Genomic DNA, 19790 nt, shown 5'->3' with positions numbered 1-19790 from the left:
GCGACCGCGTCTGCCCCTCGACACGCCGCGGGCGCACGTAAAAATGCGGTCGCTCGCGCCACACGGAGGGCCGCACTCAGTCGGGGATTTCGACCCGTCGCACCACACCGTCGACGGCATCGGCGGCCTCGATCTCACCGCGCGTGACGCCCAGAATGAACAGCACGGTGTCCAGGTACGGCTGGCTCAGCGACGCGTCGGCGACCTCCCGGAGCGCCGGCTTGGCGTTGAACGCCACACCCAGACCCGCGGCGGCGAGCATGTCGATGTCGTTGGCGCCGTCGCCCACGGCCACCGTCTGCTCCATCGGCACACCGGCCTGCTGTGCGAAATCCCTGAGTGCCTTGGCCTTTCCGGCTCGGTCGATGACGGGGCCGATCACCCGGCCCGTCAGCTTGCCGTCGACGATTTCCAGTTCGTTCGCGGCGACGAAATCCATCATCAGCTCGTGTGCGAGCGGTTCGATGACCTGACGGAAGCCGCCCGACACGATGCCGCAGTGGTATCCCAGCCGCCGAAGCGTGCGCAACGTGGTACGCGCACCGGGCGTCAACTCGATCTGATCGGCGACGTCATCGAGTACGGACGCGGGCAGACCCGCGAGTGTCGCCACGCGCCGGTGCAGGGATTCGGCGAAGTCCAGTTCGCCGCGCATGGCCGCCTCGGTGACTTCCGCGACCGCGGCCTCCGCGCCCACCTTCGCCGCCAGCATTTCGATCACCTCGCCCTGGATCAGCGTCGAGTCGACGTCGAACACGATGAGCCGCTTGGCCCGTCGCGTCAGGCTGTAGTCCTCGAGCGCGACGTCGATCTCCTGGGCGACCGCCACGCGTGCCAGCGCCTGCTGCAGTTCCTCGTAGACCGCGCGAGACGGCACCGAGACGCGCAGCTCCAATCCCGTCACCGGGTAATCCGAGATGCCACCGATCGTGTCGATGTTGACCTCGAGCCGCGCGAGTTCGCGGGCCACCACACCGAACTCTTCGGCGGTGATCGGCCGGCCGAGGACGACGATCGTGTGCGTCGACGGTTCCCGCATGACGGGCTCGCCGTCGCTGCGTTCGATCGTGACCTCCAGGCCCACGTCGCGGATCGCCGCCGTCACGGCGTCCCGAAGCTCGGCGCTGCCCGCGGCCTCCGCCGACCCCGCGACGAGCACACCCAGCGTCAATCGGCCGCGGATCACGACCTGTTCGACGTTGAGCAGCTCGACCTGGTGACGCGACAGCACCTCGAACAACGCCGAGGTGACGCCTGGTTGGTCGCGGCCGGTGACCGTGATCAGCAGCGACGCGCGTTCGCGTGATTTGCCGGTCATGCCGCGATCGTCAGGTACGGACGTTCGCGTCGTCCAGCCGTGTCACATCGCCGTCCGCGGGCCCGTGGGCGCGTCCGACGTGTGCCTCCGCACGCATCCGCTCCACCATGTGCGGGTAGTGCAGCTCGAAAGCCGGTCGCTCCGAACGGATTCGGGGCAGCTCGGTGAAGTTGTGCCGCGGCGGCGGGCACGAGGTCGCCCACTCCAGCGAGTTGCCATACCCCCACGGATCGTCGACCGTGACCGGCTCACCGTAGCGCCAGCTCTTGAAGATGTTCCACACGAACGGCAGCGTCGAGATGCCCAGGATGAAGGCGCCGATGGTCGACACGACGTTGAGCGTGGTGAATCCGTCGGTCGGCAGGTAGTCGGCGTAGCGGCGCGGCATACCCTCGTCGCCCACCCAGTGCTGCACCAGGAACGTGACGTGGAACCCGATGAACGTGAGCCAGAAGTGCAACTTGCCCAACCGTTCGTCGAGCAACCGGCCCGTCATCTTCGGGAACCAGAAGTAGATCCCGGCATAGGTCGCGAACACGATCGTGCCGAACAGCACGTAGTGGAAGTGCGCGATGACGAAGTAGCTGTCGGTGACGTGGAAGTCCAGCGGGGGGCTGGCCAGCAACACGCCGGACAAGCCGCCCAGCAGGAACGTCAGCAGGAAGCCGATCGAGAACAGCATCGGTGTCTCGAAGGTCAACTGGCCCTTCCACATCGTGCCGATCCAGTTGAAGAACTTGATGCCCGTCGGCACCGCGATCAGGAACGTCATGAACGAGAAGAACGGCAGCAGCACCGCGCCGGTGGCGTACATGTGGTGCGCCCACACCGCGATCGAGAGCGCGGCGATGGCGATGGTCGCGTAGATCAGCGTGGTGTAGCCGAAGATCGGCTTACGACTGAACACCGGAAAGATCTCGGACACGATGCCGAAGAACGGCAACGCAATGATGTACACCTCGGGATGGCCGAAGTACCAGAACAGGTGCTGATACAACAGCACCCCGCCGTTGGCCGGATCGTAGATGTGCGCGCCCAGATGCCGGTCGGCCGCCAGACCGAACAGCGCGGCGGTCAGCAGCGGGAAGGCCAGCAGCACCAGGATCGAGGTCACCAGGATGTTCCAGGTGAAGATCGGCATCCGGAACATCGTCATACCGGGTGCGCGCATGCACACCACGGTGGTGATCATGTTCACCCCGCCGAGGATGGTGCCCAGACCCGAGATGGCCAGACCCAGGATCCACAGGTCACCGCCGGCGCCCGGTGAGTGGATCGCGTTGCTCAGCGGCGCGTACGCCGTCCAGCCGAAGTCGGCCGCACCGCCGGGGGTGATGAAGCCGGAGATCGCGATCAGGGCGCCGAACACGAACAGCCAGAACGACAGGGCGTTCAGGCGGGGGAACGCGACGTCGGGGGCGCCGATCTGCAGCGGCAGCACCAGGTTGGCGAACCCGAACACGATCGGGGTCGCGTAGAACAGCAGCATCACCGTGCCGTGCATGGTGAACAGCTGGTTGAACTGCTCGTTGGACAGGAACTGCAGCCCGGGCAGCGCCAGCTCGGTCCGCATGAACAGCGCCATCAGCCCGCCGATGAAGAAGAAGATGAAGCAGGCGACGCAGTACATGATGCCGATCATCTTGTGATCGGTGGTGGTGATGAGCTTGTAGATCAGGTTGCCCTTGGGGCCGAGTCGCTCCGGGAACGGACGCCGTACCTCGAGTTCTCCGATAGGGGGCGCTTCGGCTACCAACAGGTCCTCCATACATCCAGGTCGGGACATCCCGGCGGTGGTCTCGATGAATCCTAGCCGCCGCCCGAGCGCGCCTGCTCGGGGGTCCTACAAGGCGTCGTAATTGGCGGGCACTCGGCTTTCGGCCCGGGAGCTGGCCGGATGTTACCGTCGGCGACGTGTTGATCGGCGCACCGCGCACGGGCCTCGTGGCCGCCAGGACGCTGGGCCTGGCTGCGCTCGCCACCGCCGTCGGCATGACCGTAATGAGCGGCTGCGGCTCCCCCGATGGTGAGGCCTCCGACACCGCCGCCCCCCAGACGATCGTCACCAGCACGACGAAGATCGCCGGCGCGGGGGTGCTCGGTAATCAGCGACGCCCCGACGAATCGTGTCCGGCCGAGCCGGCAGCGGTGGATCCCGGACCGCCGGAGCGGATGGTGCGCCACGCCGCGGGTGAGACCCTGGTCCGCGCGGACCCCCAGCGCATAGTCGTGCTCTCGGGCGATCAGCTCGACGCTCTGTGCGCGTTGGGGCTGCAGTCGCGGATCGTGGCCGCCGCGCTGCCCGACGGCTCGGACAGCCAGCCGTCATACCTGGGCCAGGTGATCCACGACGTGCCGGGAGTCGGCACCCGTAGCGAACCGGACCTCGACGGCATCCGCGCCGCGGCGCCCGACCTGATCCTCGGTTCGCACGCGTTGACCCCCGAAGCGTTCGGCCCGCTGTCGGACATCGCACCGACGGTGTTCTCCGGCCCGCCCGGGGCGGCGTGGCAGGACAACCTGCGCACCGTGGGTGCCGCGACCGGTCGACAGGACGCCGCGAACGGGTTGGTCGAGGGATTTCACCGCGCCGCCGACAAGACCGGCGCCGACAACGACGCCACCCACTTCCAGGCGTCGGTCGTGCAGTTCACCGATACCACGATGCGCGTCTACGGTGTCGACACTTTCCCGGGCAGCGTGCTGGCCGACGTCGGGGTCGATCGGCCTGTCACACAACGTTTTACCGACAAGCCGTACATCGAGGTGGGAGTCTCCGACACCGACCTCGCCGACGATCCCGACCTGTCGATCGCCGACGGCGACATCGTCTACGTGTCCTTCGACTCGCCGGCCGCGCGCGACCGCGCGCCAGCGGTGCTCGAGAGCGATGCGTGGAAGAAGCTGGGCGCCACGCGCGACAACCGGGTCTTCGCGGTCAACAACGAGGTGTGGCAGACCGGAGAGAACATCGTGGCCGCACGTGGCATGCTCGCCGACCTGCAATGGCTCAACGCCCCGATCAATTAGCGTGGTCGGCGTGTTCCACGTCCTGAAATCGACCTACCTGCAACCGCCCGAGGTCATCAACCAGACCCGGCCTGCTCACCTCGAATGGCTCAAGGAGGAGGTCAGCGCCGGCCGGATCGTGTTGGCGGGCCGCCTGGAGGACGAGTCGGGCGCCGTGCTGATCACCGGCGACATGGATGCCGAGCAGGCGCAGGACATCGTCGACCGGGATCCCTACACGTCGGCCGGTGTCGCGCGCTACGACCGGCTGTCATTCAACGGGGCATTCCGGGCGGCCGGTCTCTAGCCGCGGTCTCTGGGAGAAAACTCACAGCTTCGGCCGGAATCATCGGGGCAGGCCACCCCGTTGGTCGTGTGAGGCCGATCGCGGCGTCAGCGACGGCTCTTGTCGATAGTTGATCGGAACGAAAAGAAGAAGGTCGTAATGAGCACCGTTGCCGCATATGCCGCACCGTCGGCGTCCGAACCACTGGTCAAGACGACCATCACCCGCCGCGACGTCGGACCGCACGATGTGGCGTTCGACATTCACTTTGCGGGCATCTGCCACTCCGACATCCACACCGTGCGCGACGAGTGGGGCCGCGCGAAGTATCCGGTGGTTCCCGGCCACGAAATCGCCGGCGTCGTCACCGAGGTCGGTTCGGAGGTGACGGGCTTCACGGTCGGCGACCGCGTCGGCGTCGGCTGCTTCGTCGATTCCTGCCGCGAATGTGCGCAGTGCCGCGCGGGTGAGGAACAGTATTGCGTCAAGGGGATGGTCGGCACGTACAACGCGATCGGTCGTGACGGTGAGCTGACGCAGGGCGGCTACAGCGGCGCCATCGTGGTGGACGAGAACTATGTGCTGCACATTCCCGACAGCCTCCCGCTGGACGCCGCGGCGCCGCTGCTGTGCGCCGGTATCACGTTGTATTCGCCTTTGCGCCATTGGAATGCCGGCCCGGAAACAAGGGTCGCGGTCATCGGGCTCGGCGGGCTGGGCCATATGGGCGTCAAGCTCGCGCACGCGATGGGCGCCCATGTGACGGTGCTGAGCCAGTCGCTGAAGAAGATGGAGGACGGGTTGCGTCTCGGCGCCGACGAGTACTACGCGACCTCCGACCCCGAGACGTTCACCACGCTGCGTTCATCGTTCGACCTGATCCTCAACACGGTGTCGGCCAACCTCAACCTTGGGCGCTATCTGGGACTGCTCGCACTCGACGGCACGATGGTCGAACTCGGTATGCCGGAAAAGCCTATGTCGGTGCCCGCCGGCGCGCTGATCTCCGGCCGGCGCCGCCTCGCAGGGTCGCTGATCGGCGGTATCGCCGAGACGCAGGAAATGCTCGACTTCTGCGCCGAGCACGCCGTGCGACCCGAGATCGAAGTCATCGCACCCGATTACATCAACGAGGCTTACGAGCGGGTGGTGGCCAGCGATGTGCGGTACCGCTTCGTGATCGATACAAAGTCATTGCGTTCGTAGTCGGTTCGCCGATCACGCCGGGGAGTCCACCGGGTTCTTGCGGCCGACGATCAACGGATCGATCGGCGTGAACGGGAAGTTCGGCAGATCGTCGACATGCGTGTTGAAGGCGGCGGCCAGCACCTGTCGGGAGTAGGCACTCGCTGATGCGCGGTAACCGATGTCAGCGGGAAACGGTTGGTCGAAGAAGATCAGGAAGTGCCAGTCCTGGGTGCCGACGTTCTCGATGTGATGCGGGTAGGCGCGCGGGATGAAGTACATGTCGCCGGTGGTGAGGTTCCAAGTGTCCAGCGTGCCATCGGGATTCATGATCGTCATGCGTGCGTCGCCGCGCTGGACGTAGCCCATTTCGGCGGTCATCGGATGCCAGTGCGGTTCGCGCATACCGCTTTCGGTCACGCGTAACGAGTACATCGAGATATCTTTGAGCGCCGGCCACAACTGGTCACGGGCGAACCGCGCGTCGCCGCTGACGTAGTTCAGGCCCGGCGCCTGCGCTTCGATGTCGAATTTATGGGGATCCTCGAAGTACGCCGACGCGGGAATCTCGGGATCACCGATGCGGGCGGCGAGTCTGCGATCGGTGGTGTCGCGGCGAATCTTGGCGAAGTCGGTGGCGGGCAAGTCGTAGGTGTTGCCCAGAACTGCGTCGGTGAACGCGCCGAAGGTGGCACCCAGGCCGAAGTCCTCGGGACGCTCGTGGCGGAAAGCGATGATGAACTCGGCGGCGTCGTCGCCGATGTTCTCGATGTGGTGCAGCGAGCCGGATGCGGCGTGGAACATCTGACCGGCCGTCACGATGAAGCTGGTGAACTGGTTGTGGTTGTCGAGCATCGACACCAGAGCCGTCCCCGTCACGCAGTAGGTCAGCTCGTTGGCGTTGGCGTGCCAGTGCGGCGTGCGCATCGTCCCGGGATTCAGCAGAACACGCTTGATCGAAAGCCTTTTCAGAATGGGCAGGTTGTCGGCGGTGATGCGGCGCATCGAGCCGAACTCGTTCTCTTCGACGACCTCACCGTCGAGCAGGGAGGCGGTGTGAACGCTGCGGGTCAGTGAGGTGGTCATGACGGCTCCTGTCGATCTGGATGCCCTCACTCTCGTCCCGACCAGCGGTCGTGTCTTCGAAACCGGCCACCATTTCGGCTACCGGATCCGTGGAGACGACCTACCTGCGAGCGCCACAAGACAGCGACCGGGTCGAAGCGCTCAGAAGCCGCGGACCGAGGCCTCGTTGATGAAGAAACCGTGGCCGCTGGCGTCGTTGGAGATACGCGTGCGGAAACCCTGGGGCTCAACGGTCCAACCGTTGACCCGGTACGTGGCCCCCTCGACGGATACGGGCGCGGTGGCCGGTTCGGCGATGAGGCCTCGATCCCAGAAGAACTCACCGGTCCCCCGCACCACCGCGAGGTTCAGCCGCTGGTTCCATTTGGACGTCTCGAACGGCGCCCCGCCCCACGGCTGCCCGTTGGTCAACTCGCACACGGTCATCGGTCCGCCGCCGAACGTCGCGTCGTCCGCGCTGATCAGGCACCTCACCGCGCCGGACTGCAGAAGCACCTGCTGCCCCGTGTCGGCAGCAGCCGGCGGCGCCAACACCACCGCACCCAGGATGGAGGCACCCAGAGCCGTCATTGCCCGCCGAATCATGCCCGTCTCCAACGTCGCGCTACGCCATCACCTTCAGCCGGGAATCGTCTCACGGGGCTGATCATGACAGGCCGATTTCGTGCGAAGTCGGCCGGTCGGTGCGAGTTTGACGGTCCCAGTTCACGTCTTCGGCCAACCGTCCTGCTCGACCACGCAGCTCGACCAGAGAAAAAGTCGAGCTCCGTGAGCCGTCCCCTCCGCGGCTCACGGAGCAAGGTCGACGCTATGTGCTGGCGGTTGCAGGGAATATAGGGATTTCCCTGGCCTTGACGGCGACGGGCCCGGGCGCGACGCCGTTGGCTCTACAGTTCGCGTCCCGCGGCGAGGCGGGCGTCGACGGCGCTGATCCGGTCGGCCGGCAGACCGGCTTGCCGGCAGGTGTGCGCGACGGTTTCGGCGGTATCGGATGTGAAGAGTCCGTAGAGAATCTCATCGCCGGCCGCGGCCACCGTGATGATCAGTTCTATTGGCTCGCCATCGGCGGACATCCCTCGCGCGGTGCGCTCGAGCGCGCTGGTGAGATCCTCGAGGTCCGAGGTTTTCAGCCGCGGTTGGTACCACTCGGTGAGGAAGCAATGTTGCCGGTCGAGACAAGTGGTCACCACCGGAGGATATTGATCGCCGACGATTTAGGTACCGGGGTTTTCCCTGGCATTGGGACCCGGCAGGTGGGAGTGCAGTTGAGAGCGGGAGCGAATACCGAGTTTGCGGTAGACGTTGCTCAAGTTCATCTCGACGGTCTTGGGCGATATGAAGAGCTCTGCGGCGATTTCGCGGTTGGACAGCCCGTCGGCCGCACGGCGCGCGACGCGTTCTTCGGCCGGGGTGAGGCCCAGCCCGGGAGTTGCACTGCGGTTCAGGTGGTTCAGCTCCGCGCGGGCGCGACGCACCCATAACGGTGCGCCGAGTTGTTCGAAGGCGTGATGGGCGGCCACGAGATGTTCCTCGGCCGGCTTTCGGTGGCGTCGTCGCCGCTGCACCTGACCCAGCACCAGTTGGGTGCGGGCGGTCTCGAAGGGCATCGGTAGTTCGCGGTGGTGTTCGAGCGCGGTGAGGGCGGCAGCCTCGGCGGCCGCCAGATCGCCATGCGCGGCAAGCCATAGGCAGCGTCCACGCGCGCCGGTGGCCAGCATCCACGGCCGCTGTAGCCGGTTCCCGTTCGTTTCGAGGGCATCGATCAGTGGCTGAGCCTCGTCGAGTCTGCCGAGGGAGGTCAGGGCTTCGATCGCGTCGGGCAGGTATCCGCCGCTGATGATTTCTGTGTCGTGCGCCGGGTCGAACGTCGACAGCAGGGGCTCGTAGGCATCGATCGCCGCGGTGTAGTTCCCGATCGAGATCTCGAGAAACCCGAGGCTGGTGATGGGCGATCGGGTCAAATAGCTTCCGCCGGTTGCGTGCGCAATGTCGATCGCCAGGTGGGCCGCCTCGCGGGCTTCTTGTTCACGTCCGGTGTAGGCGGCGACCGCGGCGCGGCAACTCGCCGCGAACAACCGGGGGTGGTGGCCGTCGATCTCGTCGGCTCGCCGGGTCGCCTCTTCGGCGATCGTGGCGGCGTCGTCGTACCGGCCTGACCAGATGTTGATCATCGTCGCGTGAGTGTCGACCCAGATCGCGTCGATTTCGTTGCCTCGGTCGACGGCGTGGCCCCTCAGGGCCTGCATCACCTGCCGGGCCTGCTGCAGGTCGCCGGTACCGGCATCGATCACCGCTTTCACCGCATCAGCTCGATGATGGACGTGCCCAAACGGTGTGCTGCCTTGAAGGCGCAGGGCCTCGGTGAGGGTGTGTTCCTCGATGCCACGTCCGTACTGGAAGTGCAGCATCGCCGCCAATGCGCGCGCTTGGCTCTGGAAAGCCGTGTCGGGGATCTGGTCGGCGACGTCGACGGCCTGCCGTGCATAGGCGAGCGCCTGCTCGAAGTCACCCGTGATACCGGTGGCCGGCGCGAGGGTTATCAGCGCCTGCAGCCGAAGGTGCGGGCTCTCGGCGGCATCCTCCAATCCCCGGGTCAGGCCCTTCACAGCGGCGGTGAACGAGCCGTCGTAGCCGTCGATCGCGCCCTGCAGAATCACCACCGCACCGCGGATCGCGCCCGGCGGGAGTACGTCTGCGAGTCCTTTGAGGTGTTGGCGCGCAGCGGCAATGGCACCTGCATCGAAGTGGTATCGCGCGGCGAGGATCCGCCGTACGGGCTCGTCACCGCCGAGCGCAATCGCGAGTTCGACGAGTTCGGCTGCGGCGGTCGGTGCTCCTTGTTCGCGGGTCGCGAATGCGGCGGCGTCGAGCGCCGCCAGGGTTGCGGGGTCGGCGCTGGTGGCCGCGAGCGCGAGATGGCGGGCCTTGAGTTCCGGCGCTTCGACGAGCTCGGCCAGCCGGCGGTGCATCGCTCGGCGGTCGGCAGGTTGGGCCGCGTCGTACACGCCGGCCGACAGCAGGGCATGCGAGAACTCGATGGCCGTTCCGACGACAGAGACGACGCGTGCGGCCTCCCCGCGTTCCAACAGTTCCACGACGCGTTGTTCGTCGACTCCCGTCGCTTGGGAGACCATCGCAACGGTCGGTTTCGTCGCACAGGCCGCGGCGAGCAGGAGCGGGGCTGCCTCCTGTTCCACTCCCTCCAGTCGGGCCGCCACGATCGCGGCCAACGGCTCCGGAAGCGTCCCGTCGATGCCGCGGCCGTCCTCCACGGCTCGGACCAGTTCCAGCGCGTAGAACGGATTGCCGCCCGAGATCTCGTGGATCCGCCGCATCTGTGGCCGGGGCAGGACTCGCCCGTGACGCTTGGCGATCAGCGCGTGAAGACCGCCCATGGTCAGTGGCGTCATATGGACGCGGCGGAGCGCATCCGGGTGAGCCATTTGCAGACGTAGCTGCGCTTCGAGGGATCCGGGCTCTCCGGTCCGGGTGGTGACGAGGATGCCGACCGGCCCCTGCACTCGCCGCGCCACATAGCGGATGGCCGTGGCGCTCGGTGTGTCGAGCCATTGGCCGTCGTCAATCGCAATCAGCACCGGTGCGCGCGCCGACAACCACTGCACCACCGACTGAAACGCCGCCGCCGCCCCGCGTTCGTCGGTGGTTGCGGGGGCGTGATCCTGAAGCAGAAGACTGTTCACCGCCACTTGCTGTATCGGCGACAGACACTCGAATGCTTCGTGATCGACGCCGGCGAGAAGATCCGAGAGGGCGGCGAAGGAAAATGTCACCTCCCCCGGATCGCCTTGGGCCGTCAACACTTTGAACCCGCGGGCCGAAGCGGCTTTGACGGCGTCTCGGTACAGCGTTGTTTTGCCGATCCCCGGTTCGCCGTCGATGATCAGCCCCGTCGCCGTGGCGGCAGCACGGTCGAGAAACGCTGTCACGGCGGACTGCTCAGCGAGTCGAGTTACCGAATGCGACCCACTGAACTCCACGTCAGACTGGCTCGGACCGCCCACCAACATCGGCGCCCTTCCCCCGTCCCCATCGCTGATCGGTTGTGACGCCAACGATAAGCCAGATCGGAGCGAGGTTCGACGTTTCTGGGTAGATCGCCGTGAGCGCCGTGGGCTACGCATAAGCCCGGATGTCTGTCCGAGGTCGAACTCACCGACCGTCCACGCTCGCTTCGTATGAACGCGCTCCGGTTATGACAGGCGCATGTTGAGCGACGCGCGAATGACACTGCGGCGGAAACTATCTCGGGGTCAGTTGGTACGCGCCGCGCTGCGCCTCGGAGGGCGTCGATGTCGAGTGCAGCTCGCGCGGGCAGGGCGAGGGATACGCGCATGGGTGGCGGCGCACTCTGCCGTTAGACCGAACTGCTGAAGGCGTCTGTCGGGGGCTGCGCCCGCCGCTCGCCATAGTGGTTTTCGGCGGACTGAGGGGCTTTGTCCGACGCGCGATAATCGCACCAACCGCGCGCTAGCGTGACAGCTATGACCCCGACGGTGCCGGGCTTCGATGAGTGGCTGGATGCCGCTCTGATGGAGGAGGCAGACAGGGTCGGCGAGTCCGTCGAGACATACGTCGGCCGCGCCGTCGCTGCCCGGATGATCATCGAGCGGGCCCGCAGGGGTGAGGGCGATGTGCGCGAACTCATGGCGCACGTCAGATCGTTGAATCTCGACACGCACGACCCGGTCACAGCCCTCGCCGAGGGCGCCGTCATCTCGGACCCTGATCGACTGCGAGCGCTCTACGACAGTGGTTTGCTCACCGCCGAACGGGCCCGGAGTCTCGACCGGATCGTCGGCATGGTGGTGTCCGCGGTCGGCGTGCCGTCAGCCGCGGTGACACTGATCGATCGCGATACCCAGTACATGTGCAGCGCGATCGGCCTCACCGGCGAGATGGCGGTCAAACGTCAAGGGCCGCTGAAGGGCTCCCTCGGCCGGGAGGTTCTCGTCACCGGCAAGCCGCTGGTCGTCGCGGATGCCCGAAAGGAGCCGTTACTGCGCGACCATTGGGCAGTGAAAGAGGGCATCGTCGTGGCCTACGCGGGTTTCCCGCTCACGGACGCCCAGGGACACACCATCGGCACGCTCATCGCCTGGGACACCAGACCCCGCCGGTGGATGCCCGGCCATGTCCAGGTGATGGAGGATTTCGTAATGGTGCTCCGCGCGCGCCTGTTCGGCGTCAACCCAGCCTGACCGCCGCGACGAGCCCTCGTCGGCGGCTCTAGAAGTCCCAGTCCTCGTCTTCGGTGACGACCGCCTTGCCGATCACGTAGCTCGACCCCGAACCGGAGAAGAAGTCGTGATTCTCGTCGGCATTCGGTGACAGCGCCGACAGGATCGCCGGGTTGACGTCGGTCTCGTCACGCGGGAACAGCGCCTCGTAGCCGAGGTTCATCAACGCCTTGTTGGCGTTGTAGCGCAGGAACTTCTTGACGTCCTCGGTCAGACCCACGCCGTCGTAGAGGTCTTGGGTGTACTCGACCTCGTTGTCGTAGAGCTCGAAGAGCAGCTCGTAGGTGTAGTCCTTCAGTTCGGCCTGCTTGGCGGCGTCCTCGAGGGCCAGACCACGCTGGAACTTGTAGCCGATGTAATAGCCGTGCACGGCCTCGTCGCGGATGATCAACCGGATCATGTCGGCGGTGTTGGTCAGCTTGGCCCGGCTGCTCCAGTACATCGGTAGGTAGAACCCGGAGTAGAACAGGAAGCTCTCCAGCAGCGTCGAGGCCACCTTGCGCTTGAGCGGCTCGTCACCCTTGTAGTACTGCATGACGATCTCGGCCTTGCGCTGCAGGTTGGGGTTCTCCTCCGACCAGCGGAAGGCATCGTCGATCTCGGCGGTCGAGCACAGCGTGGAGAAGATGTTGCTGTAGCTACGCGCGTGCACCGATTCCATGAACGCGATGTTGGTGTAGACGGCTTCCTCGTGCGGGGTCAGCGCGTCGGGGATCAGGCTGACCGCCCCCACCGTGCCCTGGATGGTGTCGAGCAGCGTCAGCCCGGTGAACACTCGCATCGTCAACTGCTTCTCATGGTCGTTGAGCGTGTTCCACGACGGAATGTCATTGGATACCGGCACCTTCTCCGGCAACCAGAAGTTGCCCGTCAGCCGGTCCCAGACCTCGGCATCCTTCTCGTCTTGGAGACGGTTCCAGTTGATCGCCGAGACACGGTCAATCAGCTTCACTCCATCACTCACGAGAACCCCATTTCACCTGGTCTTTGGTCCGCCTGAAGCGGTTCTTTCGCCGGTCATCGACACTACCCCTGGGGGACGACATCCACGGGCAACACAACATCGTGTGTTTGGCGTGTCGCTCCCGCCGACGAGTCACCGCTGCGGCCAGTGTGCATTCTGATCGAGTTTTCGCGCCGTTTCGGGCGGAATCGCGATCTCAGCGCACACTAGGCGGCTAGCTCGGCGCGCCGCCCGCCGAAGAACCGATACTCGGACTTGTCGAACTTGCGGGTCGCCAACCAGTACTGCCATGTCATGCCGCTCCACAGCGTCCGGTTGACGCCGTGCTCGTCGAGGTACCAGCTCTGACACCCGCCGGTGCTCCACACGGTTCCGGCCAGTTCGTCCTGCAACTGTTCGTTGTACCGGTCCTGAGCCTCGCGCGTCGGCGCCAACGCCTGCGCGCCTGCCCGGTCGACGGCCGCGATGGCCTGCGCGGCGTAGCGGATCTGCGACTCGATCATGAACACCACCGAGTTGTGCCCCAGCGCGGTGTTGGGCCCGAGCAGGAGGAACAGGTTGGGCATGTCGGCGACCGTGATGCCGCGCAGCGCCGCGATACCTTCCCGATTCCACCGGTCCACCAGGTCCTCGCCGCGAGGACCCTTGATGTGCACGTAGGTGTACGAGTCCGTCACGTGAAACCCGGTGCCGAAAACAACGACGTCGGTTTCCCTTTCGGTCCCGTCGGCGGTGACGATGCCCCGCGGGGTGAACCGCGCGATACCGTCGGTGATCACCTCGGTCTTCGGGTTGGCGATGCCGCGGTAGTAGGTGTCGGAGTTCAGGATCCGCTTGCAGCCGGCCCGGTAGCTCGGTGTCAGCTTACGGCGCAACTCGGGGTCCTTGATCGACCGGTTGATATTCCACTTACCCAGCAGCTCACCGATTTTCAGCAACCGCGGCTCGCGCGTCATCGCGAAGCCGACGGCTTCGTGGCCCCAGTAGATGGCCGCACGCAGCAGTCGTCGGGTCCCCGGAACCGTGGTGAACACCCGCTGCATCCATTCCGGGATGGGGTTGTTCGGGCGCGGCATCACCCATGCCGGGGTGCGCTGGTACAGATGCAGCGCGCCGACGTCCTTGACGATCTCGGGCACGATCTGGATCGCGCTGGCGCCGGTGCCGATCACCGCGACCCGTTTGCCGGTGAGGTCCACGCTGTGGTCCCACTCGGCGGAATGGAAAGTGGCACCGGTGAATTCGTCAAGCCCGGGAAACTCCGGAACGAACGGGATGTGCAGACCGCCCGCACCGGACACCACGAACTGCGCGACGAACTCGCGGCCGTCCTTGGTGAACACATGCCAGCGCATCTCGTCGTCGTCCCAGTGCGCGCGGTCGACGTGCGAGTTGAACCGGATATATCGACGCAGCCCGTACTTGTCGGCCACCCCTTTGAGGTAGTCGAAGATCTCCGGCTGGAACGACCACATGTGCTTCCAGTCGGGCTTGGGTTCAAACGAGAACGAGTACATGTGCGACGGGATGTCACACGCGCATCCCGGGTAGGTGTTGTCGCGCCAGGTGCCCCCGATTTCGTCCGCCTTCTCCAGGATCAGGAATTCGACACCGCGCTTCTGCAGCTCGATGCCCATCCCGAGACCGGAGAAGCCGGTACCGATGATCAGCGTGCGGGTGTGCACGGGTTGGGCGGCCGTGTGGGCCGCCTGTTCGGCCACCGTCATCATCGGGCCTCTTTCCTGGGAACGCCGGTACCGGGTACTTACCTCAAGTTTCCGGGCCACGGGCGTGGGTGTCAATGACGACGTCCGCTCCCCACCGTGCTCTCGAGTGTGGCCCCATGACACGGTCCCACGCCTGCAAGCGTGTCAAACCCCCACACTCGGCGGGTGATCAGGCCGGGCGTCAGGCGACCGGCTGCTGCTTGCGAACCGCGGTATGAACTGGCTGATCAGGATCGATCTGGATGCCGAGCAGATCGGCGGTGCCGTTGATCGCGCCGACCATGATCGTGGTCATGTGTGCGACGAACTGGTCGGCCGGCATGCGGCGGGCGCCCTCGTCATCGTCGCCCAGCCACCAGTCGGTCGCCGACGCGGCGGTACCGAAGATCGCGTACGCCGCTAGCTCGAAGGCGGCGGGATCCGGTGCCAGATCCTTGAGTTCCTCGCTGATCATGTCGGCGACGGCCAGGGTGATCTCGCTGCCCCGGTTGACGGTCGTCATCGCGGCCGCCGACTTGTCGGCGAACCGGCCCTGCAGCAGGAACCGCACCACGTTGGGATGCTGCTCGACCAGGTCGACGTAGTGGGCAACGCCACGCCCGACGATCTGGCGCGCCGAGTCGTGCTCCACATCGATCGACGGGATGATGGCCGCCCACAACATGTCTCGCATACGCTGGCCGATCTCGCTGAACATGTCGGACTTGTCGGTGAAGTGGCGGTAGATCTTGGGTTTGGCGGTGCCGGCCTCTTCGGCGATCTCGCGCACACTGACATTGGGGCCCAGCCGGTCGATGGCGCGAAAGGCGGCGTCGACGATCTCGGCGCGCACCTTCTTGCGGTGCTCACGCCAGCGCTCGCTGCGGGCGTCCACCTTGACACCCGGCTCGCCACTCGACCGTGGCCTGCCCGCTCGTCGCACCCGGTCACTCTACCGCTCAAGCACCGCTGACCAGCTCAGACCAGGTCACTTACGTTTCCGGACGCCATCTCTGGGCAACTCCGTCCAACAAGAGAGGCCGACGCAGCACGGGTAATATCGCTGCGACAGCCGATCGACGGAACGAGTTTCATGACGCAGCAATACGACCTGGTCATCGCAGGTGGCGGGCCCTCCGGCTCGGCGGCCGCGTGGCAGGCCGCTCAGACCGGCGCGAAGGTCGTGGTCCTGGACAAGGCCGAATTCCCGCGGGCCAAGCCCTGCGGTGACGGGCTCACCGCCCGCGCGGTGAGTTATCTGCAGAAGATGGGGCTGGCCGACGAGGTGGCCACGTATCACCGCGTGAATCGCGTGACGGTCTTCAGCCCGAGTGAGTGGGAACTGTCGTTTCCGAAGCGACCCGGCATGCCCGACCACGGTCATACCGTCAGCCGCGAGCGCCTCGACACCACACTTCTCAAGCACGCCGAATCCGCGGGCGCCGAAGTGCGCCAGGGCGCGGAGGTTTCCGGGCCGATTCTCGAGAACGGACGCGTTGTCGGAGTGACGCTCAAGAGCGGCGAAAAGGTGTACGGCGACGCGGTGATCGCCGCCGACGGCGCCTACTCCCCCATCAAACGGGCCCTGAAGATCGACTCCGAATACAACGGCTACTCGGCGATCGCGATCCGCTCGGAGATGCACGCCAACCGGCCGGACTCCGACAGCCTCGACATCTATCTCAAGCTCGTCTTCGAAGGCGACCAGTTGCCCGGTTACGGCTGGGTGTTCCCGATGGGCAACGGCATCTTCAACATCGGGCTGGGTTACGTCAACAGCTACAAGAACTGGCAGTCGATCAACGCCACGCAGTTCCTCGGCGAGTTCCTTCGCACCTTGCCTGCGGAGTGGAACCTCCCGCCGATCGAGGAACTCAAGAAGAACAAGAGCGTGCGGGCCTGGCGACTGCCGATGGGATTCACCGCATGGCCACCGTGGCGCCCGGGTGTCCTGTTCACCGGCGATTCGCTGGGCGCAGGCAAGCCGGCCTCAGGCGCGGGGATCTCCAAGGCGCTCGAATCCGGTTTGGCCGCAGGCGAATGCGCTATCGCGGCGCTGCAGAACGGCGGACCCGACGACTTCACCAACTACGCACAGCGCATGGAGGCCGCTTGGGGTCGCGAATACCGCCGCGGCCGCTACTTCCACAAGCTGCTCGGGTATCCGAAGGTCGCCAACGCCGGAATCAAGCTGATCGACAACGCGATGTTCCGCGACCGGATGCTCAAGGCGCTCTACAAGAAGGCCCAAGGCCCCCAGCACACCGTCAAGTGAGACCGCAGGCTTAGCTCACTTCTTGGCGACGACCGTCAACAACACCGCCGAGTCCTCAAGGGCGGCAAGGCTATGGCGTTCGTCCGGTATGGCGAGGTAGTCTCCTGCGCCGCCCTCCACCGAGGTGCTCACCGCGCGGAGTTGCACCCGCCCGCGCAGCACCAACAGCGTTGCCTCGCCTGGACTTTCGTGATCGTCGAGGCCATGGCCGGCGGTCAGCGCCAGTAGGGTCTGACGGAGCGTACGGCCGCTCCCGCCGTACACGGTCTGCGCGGAACGTCCGGACGAAGCGGCCTTTGCGGCGGCGAGCTGTTCGTCGGCGAGCTGTTGTAACGACAGCGCGGTTGTCGCGGTCATGAGTCTTCCCTTCTTGCCCCGGCTTTCACCGTTCGGGGCGCAATACCAAACTGACTTCACACGAACCGCCGTGCGGGTCCGGCGTCACCGACGCCTGGTACCGGGCGCCGACGGCATCAGCGTTCAGGTTGATCACCTCTTGGATGAGGCCCTGCTGGATGCCGCGCACGACTTCCGGCGCCGACGCGGCCACCTCGGCCAGCGGGCACGTGCAGATCTGCACCGTCACTTCGCCGAACGACGTCAGCAATGAACGAACCTGGAAACCGAGTTCGTTGAGGGTGGCGACCACCATATCGGCGATCGTGGCCTCGGGCCGTCGGCGGGCCAAGCGGACCCGATGGGCCAGGTCCGCACCGATTTGCAGAGCACGTTGTTCGCGCTCCTGCACGGTTCCGCCCAGGTGCGCGGCGAACAGCGAGACGATGTCGGCGTAGTCGAATCGGGGCGCCAATTCGTAGGTGAGCCGCGGTCGCCCCGCTCGACCGGCCTTGGCCGCATTACCCCGCCGGATGAAGCCCTGCTCCTCCAGCGTGGTCAGGTGGAAGCGGGCCGTGGTGACGTGAATCTGCAGCGCGTCGGCCACTTGTTGGGCGTCGACGGGGTCCGCGGCGTTCTTCAGCAGGCTCAACACCTTCTGGCGCTGCTGCCCTGCAGCCCGTTCCGGCTGCGCATCGAGATCGTGGCGCGACACTGGCATGGTTCGAGTCTGTCACGACGTCGGCACAACACCGACCACCGCAACCGCGGTCAGCGCGCGCCGATAGCGGTGGAACGTCTTGCGCATACCGATGACCCGCTTGCGCGCCGCCGGCCTGACGATCAGGTTGCCGACGATCCGCAACGCACCGGTGAACCCCTCGTCGGCCAGGACCCGGGCGGGATTGAGCAGCGCCATCTTCGCGTGGTCGACGGTCACGACCTCGAACCCGGCCTCGGTCAGCAGCGCCACCCATTCCGACGTCGTCAGCGGCCGCGCGTTGACCTTGATCGCGCGCGCCATGTCCCGACGGATCACGTCCTTGGTGTCCTGCGGAAGGTCGTCGGGCTGCAGCCCCAGTTCGTGGATCGCGTAGCGGCCGCCCGGTCGCAGCACCCGGAATGCCTCGGCGACGATCGCGCGCTTGTCGCGGTCGCCCTGCATCGTCAGCATCGCCTCGCCGATGACCACATCGGCGCTGCCGGAGGGCAATCCGGTATCGGCGGCGTTTGCCACCACCACCTTGCCGTCGACGGGTGCGACGACCGCGCGCACCGTCTCACTGGTGGCCTCGGTGTCGTCGACACCGACGTAGGACCGCGGCCGTTGGGCGACGATGTCGGTGGCGGTGCGCCCCAGACCCGGGCCAAGCTCGACGACGTCAGCGCCGCCGATCTTGGCGGCCGCGAGCAGCCGGCTGGTCAGCTCGAGCCCGCCCGGGCGCAGTACCCGTTTGCCGAGCCGGGCCAGCAGCCAGTGGCCCGGTAGGTCTGCGTCGGACCGCTGCGCGAGCGGAAGTGATTCTCTACCAGTCATTTTCGAATTGTCCTTCCCACGACGGCGATCACGAAGATCGCCGTGAATACTGAGCATGCGTAGAGCAGCGCACCGTCCTGGCCCCACGGCGGCGTCAGGACGGTGTCCTGGCCGGTCGCGTACACCGCGTTCAGCAGCGGCATGAAGCGCTGCAGCGTCGCCCCATTCGGCAGATACCCCGCCGCTGTTTCGACGACGAACGCCCACAGCAGGATTCCGCCTACCGCGGCGAGCGGCGCAGTTGACGCCCACGGGCGCCGACACCCGGGAGTGGCTCGAGGCGACCCTGTTGGAGTGCGCGTGAGTACCGCCGCGGTGGTGCGCAGCGCGCGCGCCGAGATCATCCGCACCGGCGGGCGCAGCCGGCTGTGGACGGTGGTGGCGCCCGCGGCGGTGATCGTCCCGGTGGTGATCACGTTCGGCATCGCGCTGGTCGCGGAGTCGTTCGCGCGTATCCCCGGCCAGATCTCGGTACTGCAGGTGACGACCTCGAACGCCGCCTACTGGGTCATCACGATCACCGTCGCGCTGGTCGCTGTTGCCGGAGCCGACGGCCAGGCCGCCGAAAGCCGTTATGACGCGGGCGAACACGTGCGCCTGGCCATACCGCAGGCTTGGCCGGTGCTGCTGGGCCGGTGGATGTTCTACGGTGCTCTGGGCGCGCTCGTGGCCGTCGCGACTCTTGTCGTGGTGCTCGTGGGGCTGCCGGCCGTCGCGCCCCTTGTTTATGGACCGGTGTCGGGGGGCGCTCCCCGCCGGCGGGGGGCGGGGTGGGGGGGGGGGGGGGGGGGGGGGGGGGAGGGGGGGGGGGGGGGGGGGGGGTGGGGGGG

At 66.3% G+C, this 19790-nt stretch carries 17 protein-coding genes and 2 pseudogenes; 6 read left to right on the top strand and 13 right to left on the bottom strand.

Translation table 11 applies throughout. From position 1 onward, the window contains the following. Positions 1–76 precede the first annotated feature (76 nt). Together serB and ctaD are read right to left on the bottom strand one after the other, a co-directional pair. Positions 77–1318, bottom strand: coding sequence for a phosphoserine phosphatase SerB (gene serB / locus AU072_RS19585; protein ID WP_064415342.1), 1242 nt, complete (start codon positions 1316–1318; stop codon positions 77–79). A gap of 10 nt (positions 1319–1328) precedes the next feature. Further along, positions 1329–3074, bottom strand: a complete 1746-nt coding sequence (gene ctaD, locus AU072_RS19580) for an aa3-type cytochrome oxidase subunit I (protein WP_064415352.1) — start codon at positions 3072–3074, stop codon at positions 1329–1331. A gap of 158 nt (positions 3075–3232) precedes the next feature. Here ctaD and AU072_RS19575 point away from each other — a divergent pair, with 158 nt between their 5' ends. From AU072_RS19575 to AU072_RS19565, 3 genes are all read left to right on the top strand, one after another. Beyond that, positions 3233–4348, top strand: coding sequence for an iron-siderophore ABC transporter substrate-binding protein (locus tag AU072_RS19575; protein WP_064415341.1), 1116 nt, complete (start codon positions 3233–3235; stop codon positions 4346–4348). A gap of 10 nt (positions 4349–4358) precedes the next feature. Further along, positions 4359–4634, top strand: a complete 276-nt coding sequence (locus tag AU072_RS19570; protein ID WP_064415351.1) for a YciI family protein — start codon at positions 4359–4361, stop codon at positions 4632–4634. Positions 4635–4772: 138 nt separating this feature from the next. Beyond that, positions 4773–5819, top strand: coding sequence for an NAD(P)-dependent alcohol dehydrogenase (locus tag AU072_RS19565; RefSeq protein WP_064415340.1), 1047 nt, complete (start codon positions 4773–4775; stop codon positions 5817–5819). 12 nt (positions 5820–5831) lie between these two features. On the opposite strand, the gene AU072_RS19560 is transcribed toward AU072_RS19565, so the two are convergent. The 4 genes from AU072_RS19560 to AU072_RS19545 all read right to left on the bottom strand — a co-directional run bounded on the left by AU072_RS19560 (position 5832) and on the right by AU072_RS19545 (position 10912). Then, on the bottom strand, positions 5832–6884 hold the full coding sequence (locus AU072_RS19560; RefSeq protein ID WP_064415339.1) for a cupin domain-containing protein: 1053 nt from the start codon (positions 6882–6884) through the stop codon (positions 5832–5834). A 141-nt stretch (positions 6885–7025) separates the two neighbouring features. Next, entirely contained in the window at positions 7026–7454 is a 429-nt protein-coding gene (locus AU072_RS19555) for a hypothetical protein (RefSeq protein ID WP_235629983.1), read from the bottom strand. A 317-nt stretch (positions 7455–7771) separates the two neighbouring features. Beyond that, the gene (locus AU072_RS19550; RefSeq protein ID WP_133147302.1) at positions 7772–8071 is read right to left on the bottom strand and encodes a hypothetical protein; all 300 of its coding nucleotides are present in this window, start codon (positions 8069–8071) and stop codon (positions 7772–7774) included. Between the two features lie 27 nt (positions 8072–8098). Continuing rightward, positions 8099–10912 (bottom strand): helix-turn-helix transcriptional regulator, encoded by a 2814-nt coding sequence (locus tag AU072_RS19545; RefSeq protein ID WP_268874543.1) that lies wholly within the window; start codon positions 10910–10912, stop codon positions 8099–8101. 474 nt (positions 10913–11386) lie between these two features. Between AU072_RS19545 and AU072_RS19540 the strand changes: the two genes are divergently transcribed. Then, positions 11387–12103 (top strand): GAF domain-containing protein, encoded by a 717-nt coding sequence (locus tag AU072_RS19540; RefSeq protein WP_064415335.1) that lies wholly within the window; start codon positions 11387–11389, stop codon positions 12101–12103. Positions 12104–12131: 28 nt separating this feature from the next. Here the strand turns inward: AU072_RS19540 and nrdF are convergent, their stop codons facing one another. The 3 genes from nrdF to AU072_RS19525 form a co-directional block, all read right to left on the bottom strand. After that, on the bottom strand, positions 12132–13094 hold the full coding sequence (nrdF, locus tag AU072_RS19535; RefSeq protein ID WP_064415334.1) for a class 1b ribonucleoside-diphosphate reductase subunit beta: 963 nt from the start codon (positions 13092–13094) through the stop codon (positions 12132–12134). Between the two features lie 218 nt (positions 13095–13312). Next, complete coding sequence (locus AU072_RS19530; RefSeq protein ID WP_064415350.1) at positions 13313–14833, bottom strand: flavin-containing monooxygenase; 1521 nt, start codon at positions 14831–14833, stop codon at positions 13313–13315. A gap of 181 nt (positions 14834–15014) precedes the next feature. After that, positions 15015–15755, bottom strand: coding sequence for a TetR/AcrR family transcriptional regulator (locus tag AU072_RS19525; RefSeq protein WP_064415333.1), 741 nt, complete (start codon positions 15753–15755; stop codon positions 15015–15017). A 150-nt stretch (positions 15756–15905) separates the two neighbouring features. Here AU072_RS19525 and AU072_RS19520 point away from each other — a divergent pair, with 150 nt between their 5' ends. Beyond that, complete coding sequence (locus tag AU072_RS19520; protein ID WP_064415332.1) at positions 15906–17087, top strand: NAD(P)/FAD-dependent oxidoreductase; 1182 nt, start codon at positions 15906–15908, stop codon at positions 17085–17087. Between the two features lie 15 nt (positions 17088–17102). On the opposite strand, the gene AU072_RS19515 is transcribed toward AU072_RS19520, so the two are convergent. The 4 genes and pseudogenes from AU072_RS19515 to AU072_RS27700 form a co-directional block, all read right to left on the bottom strand. Further along, a complete protein-coding gene (locus tag AU072_RS19515) occupies positions 17103–17444 on the bottom strand; it encodes a cupin domain-containing protein (RefSeq protein WP_064415331.1) in 342 nt (113 codons plus the stop codon). A gap of 25 nt (positions 17445–17469) precedes the next feature. Continuing rightward, positions 17470–18144 carry a helix-turn-helix transcriptional regulator gene (locus AU072_RS19510; protein ID WP_064349630.1) on the bottom strand — a complete coding sequence of 225 codons (675 nt, stop codon included), beginning with the start codon at positions 18142–18144 and terminating at the stop codon, positions 17470–17472. A 12-nt stretch (positions 18145–18156) separates the two neighbouring features. Next, positions 18157–18960 carry a class I SAM-dependent methyltransferase gene (locus AU072_RS19505; protein WP_064415330.1) on the bottom strand — a complete coding sequence of 268 codons (804 nt, stop codon included), beginning with the start codon at positions 18958–18960 and terminating at the stop codon, positions 18157–18159. Continuing rightward, positions 18957–19199, bottom strand: a pseudogene (locus tag AU072_RS27700) (ABC transporter permease); the annotation flags it as partial. The gene AU072_RS19505 and the pseudogene AU072_RS27700, both read right to left, overlap by 4 nt. A 61-nt stretch (positions 19200–19260) precedes the next feature. Between AU072_RS27700 and AU072_RS28465 the strand changes: the two are divergent. Further along, a pseudogene (locus tag AU072_RS28465) lies at positions 19261–19790 on the top strand (hypothetical protein); the annotation flags it as partial.

Source organism: Mycolicibacterium novocastrense (assembly GCF_001499835.1).
GTDB classification, from domain to species: Bacteria; Actinomycetota; Actinomycetes; order Mycobacteriales; family Mycobacteriaceae; genus Mycobacterium; species Mycobacterium novocastrense.
This window is presented reverse-complemented; position numbering and strand designations above follow the sequence as displayed.

What these genes read in the sequence shown, in the direction of transcription:
- AU072_RS19505 (WP_064415330.1), bottom strand. Translation starts at nt 18,960, where the DNA reads ATGACTGGTAGAGAATCACTTCCGCTCGCGCAGCGGTCCGACGCAGAC.
- AU072_RS19530 (WP_064415350.1), bottom strand. Translation starts at nt 14,833, where the DNA reads ATGACGGTGGCCGAACAGGCGGCCCACACGGCCGCCCAACCCGTGCAC.
- AU072_RS19560 (WP_064415339.1), bottom strand. Translation starts at nt 6,884, where the DNA reads ATGACCACCTCACTGACCCGCAGCGTTCACACCGCCTCCCTGCTCGAC.
- AU072_RS19515 (WP_064415331.1), bottom strand. Translation starts at nt 17,444, where the DNA reads ATGACCGCGACAACCGCGCTGTCGTTACAACAGCTCGCCGACGAACAG.
- AU072_RS19565 (WP_064415340.1), top strand. Translation starts at nt 4,773, where the DNA reads ATGAGCACCGTTGCCGCATATGCCGCACCGTCGGCGTCCGAACCACTG.
- AU072_RS19540 (WP_064415335.1), top strand. Translation starts at nt 11,387, where the DNA reads ATGACCCCGACGGTGCCGGGCTTCGATGAGTGGCTGGATGCCGCTCTG.
- AU072_RS19510 (WP_064349630.1), bottom strand. Translation starts at nt 18,144, where the DNA reads ATGCCAGTGTCGCGCCACGATCTCGATGCGCAGCCGGAACGGGCTGCA.
- AU072_RS19545 (WP_268874543.1), bottom strand. Translation starts at nt 10,912, where the DNA reads ATGTTGGTGGGCGGTCCGAGCCAGTCTGACGTGGAGTTCAGTGGGTCG.
- AU072_RS19555 (WP_235629983.1), bottom strand. Translation starts at nt 7,454, where the DNA reads ATGACGGCTCTGGGTGCCTCCATCCTGGGTGCGGTGGTGTTGGCGCCG.
- AU072_RS19520 (WP_064415332.1), top strand. Translation starts at nt 15,906, where the DNA reads ATGACGCAGCAATACGACCTGGTCATCGCAGGTGGCGGGCCCTCCGGC.
- serB (WP_064415342.1), bottom strand. Translation starts at nt 1,318, where the DNA reads ATGACCGGCAAATCACGCGAACGCGCGTCGCTGCTGATCACGGTCACC.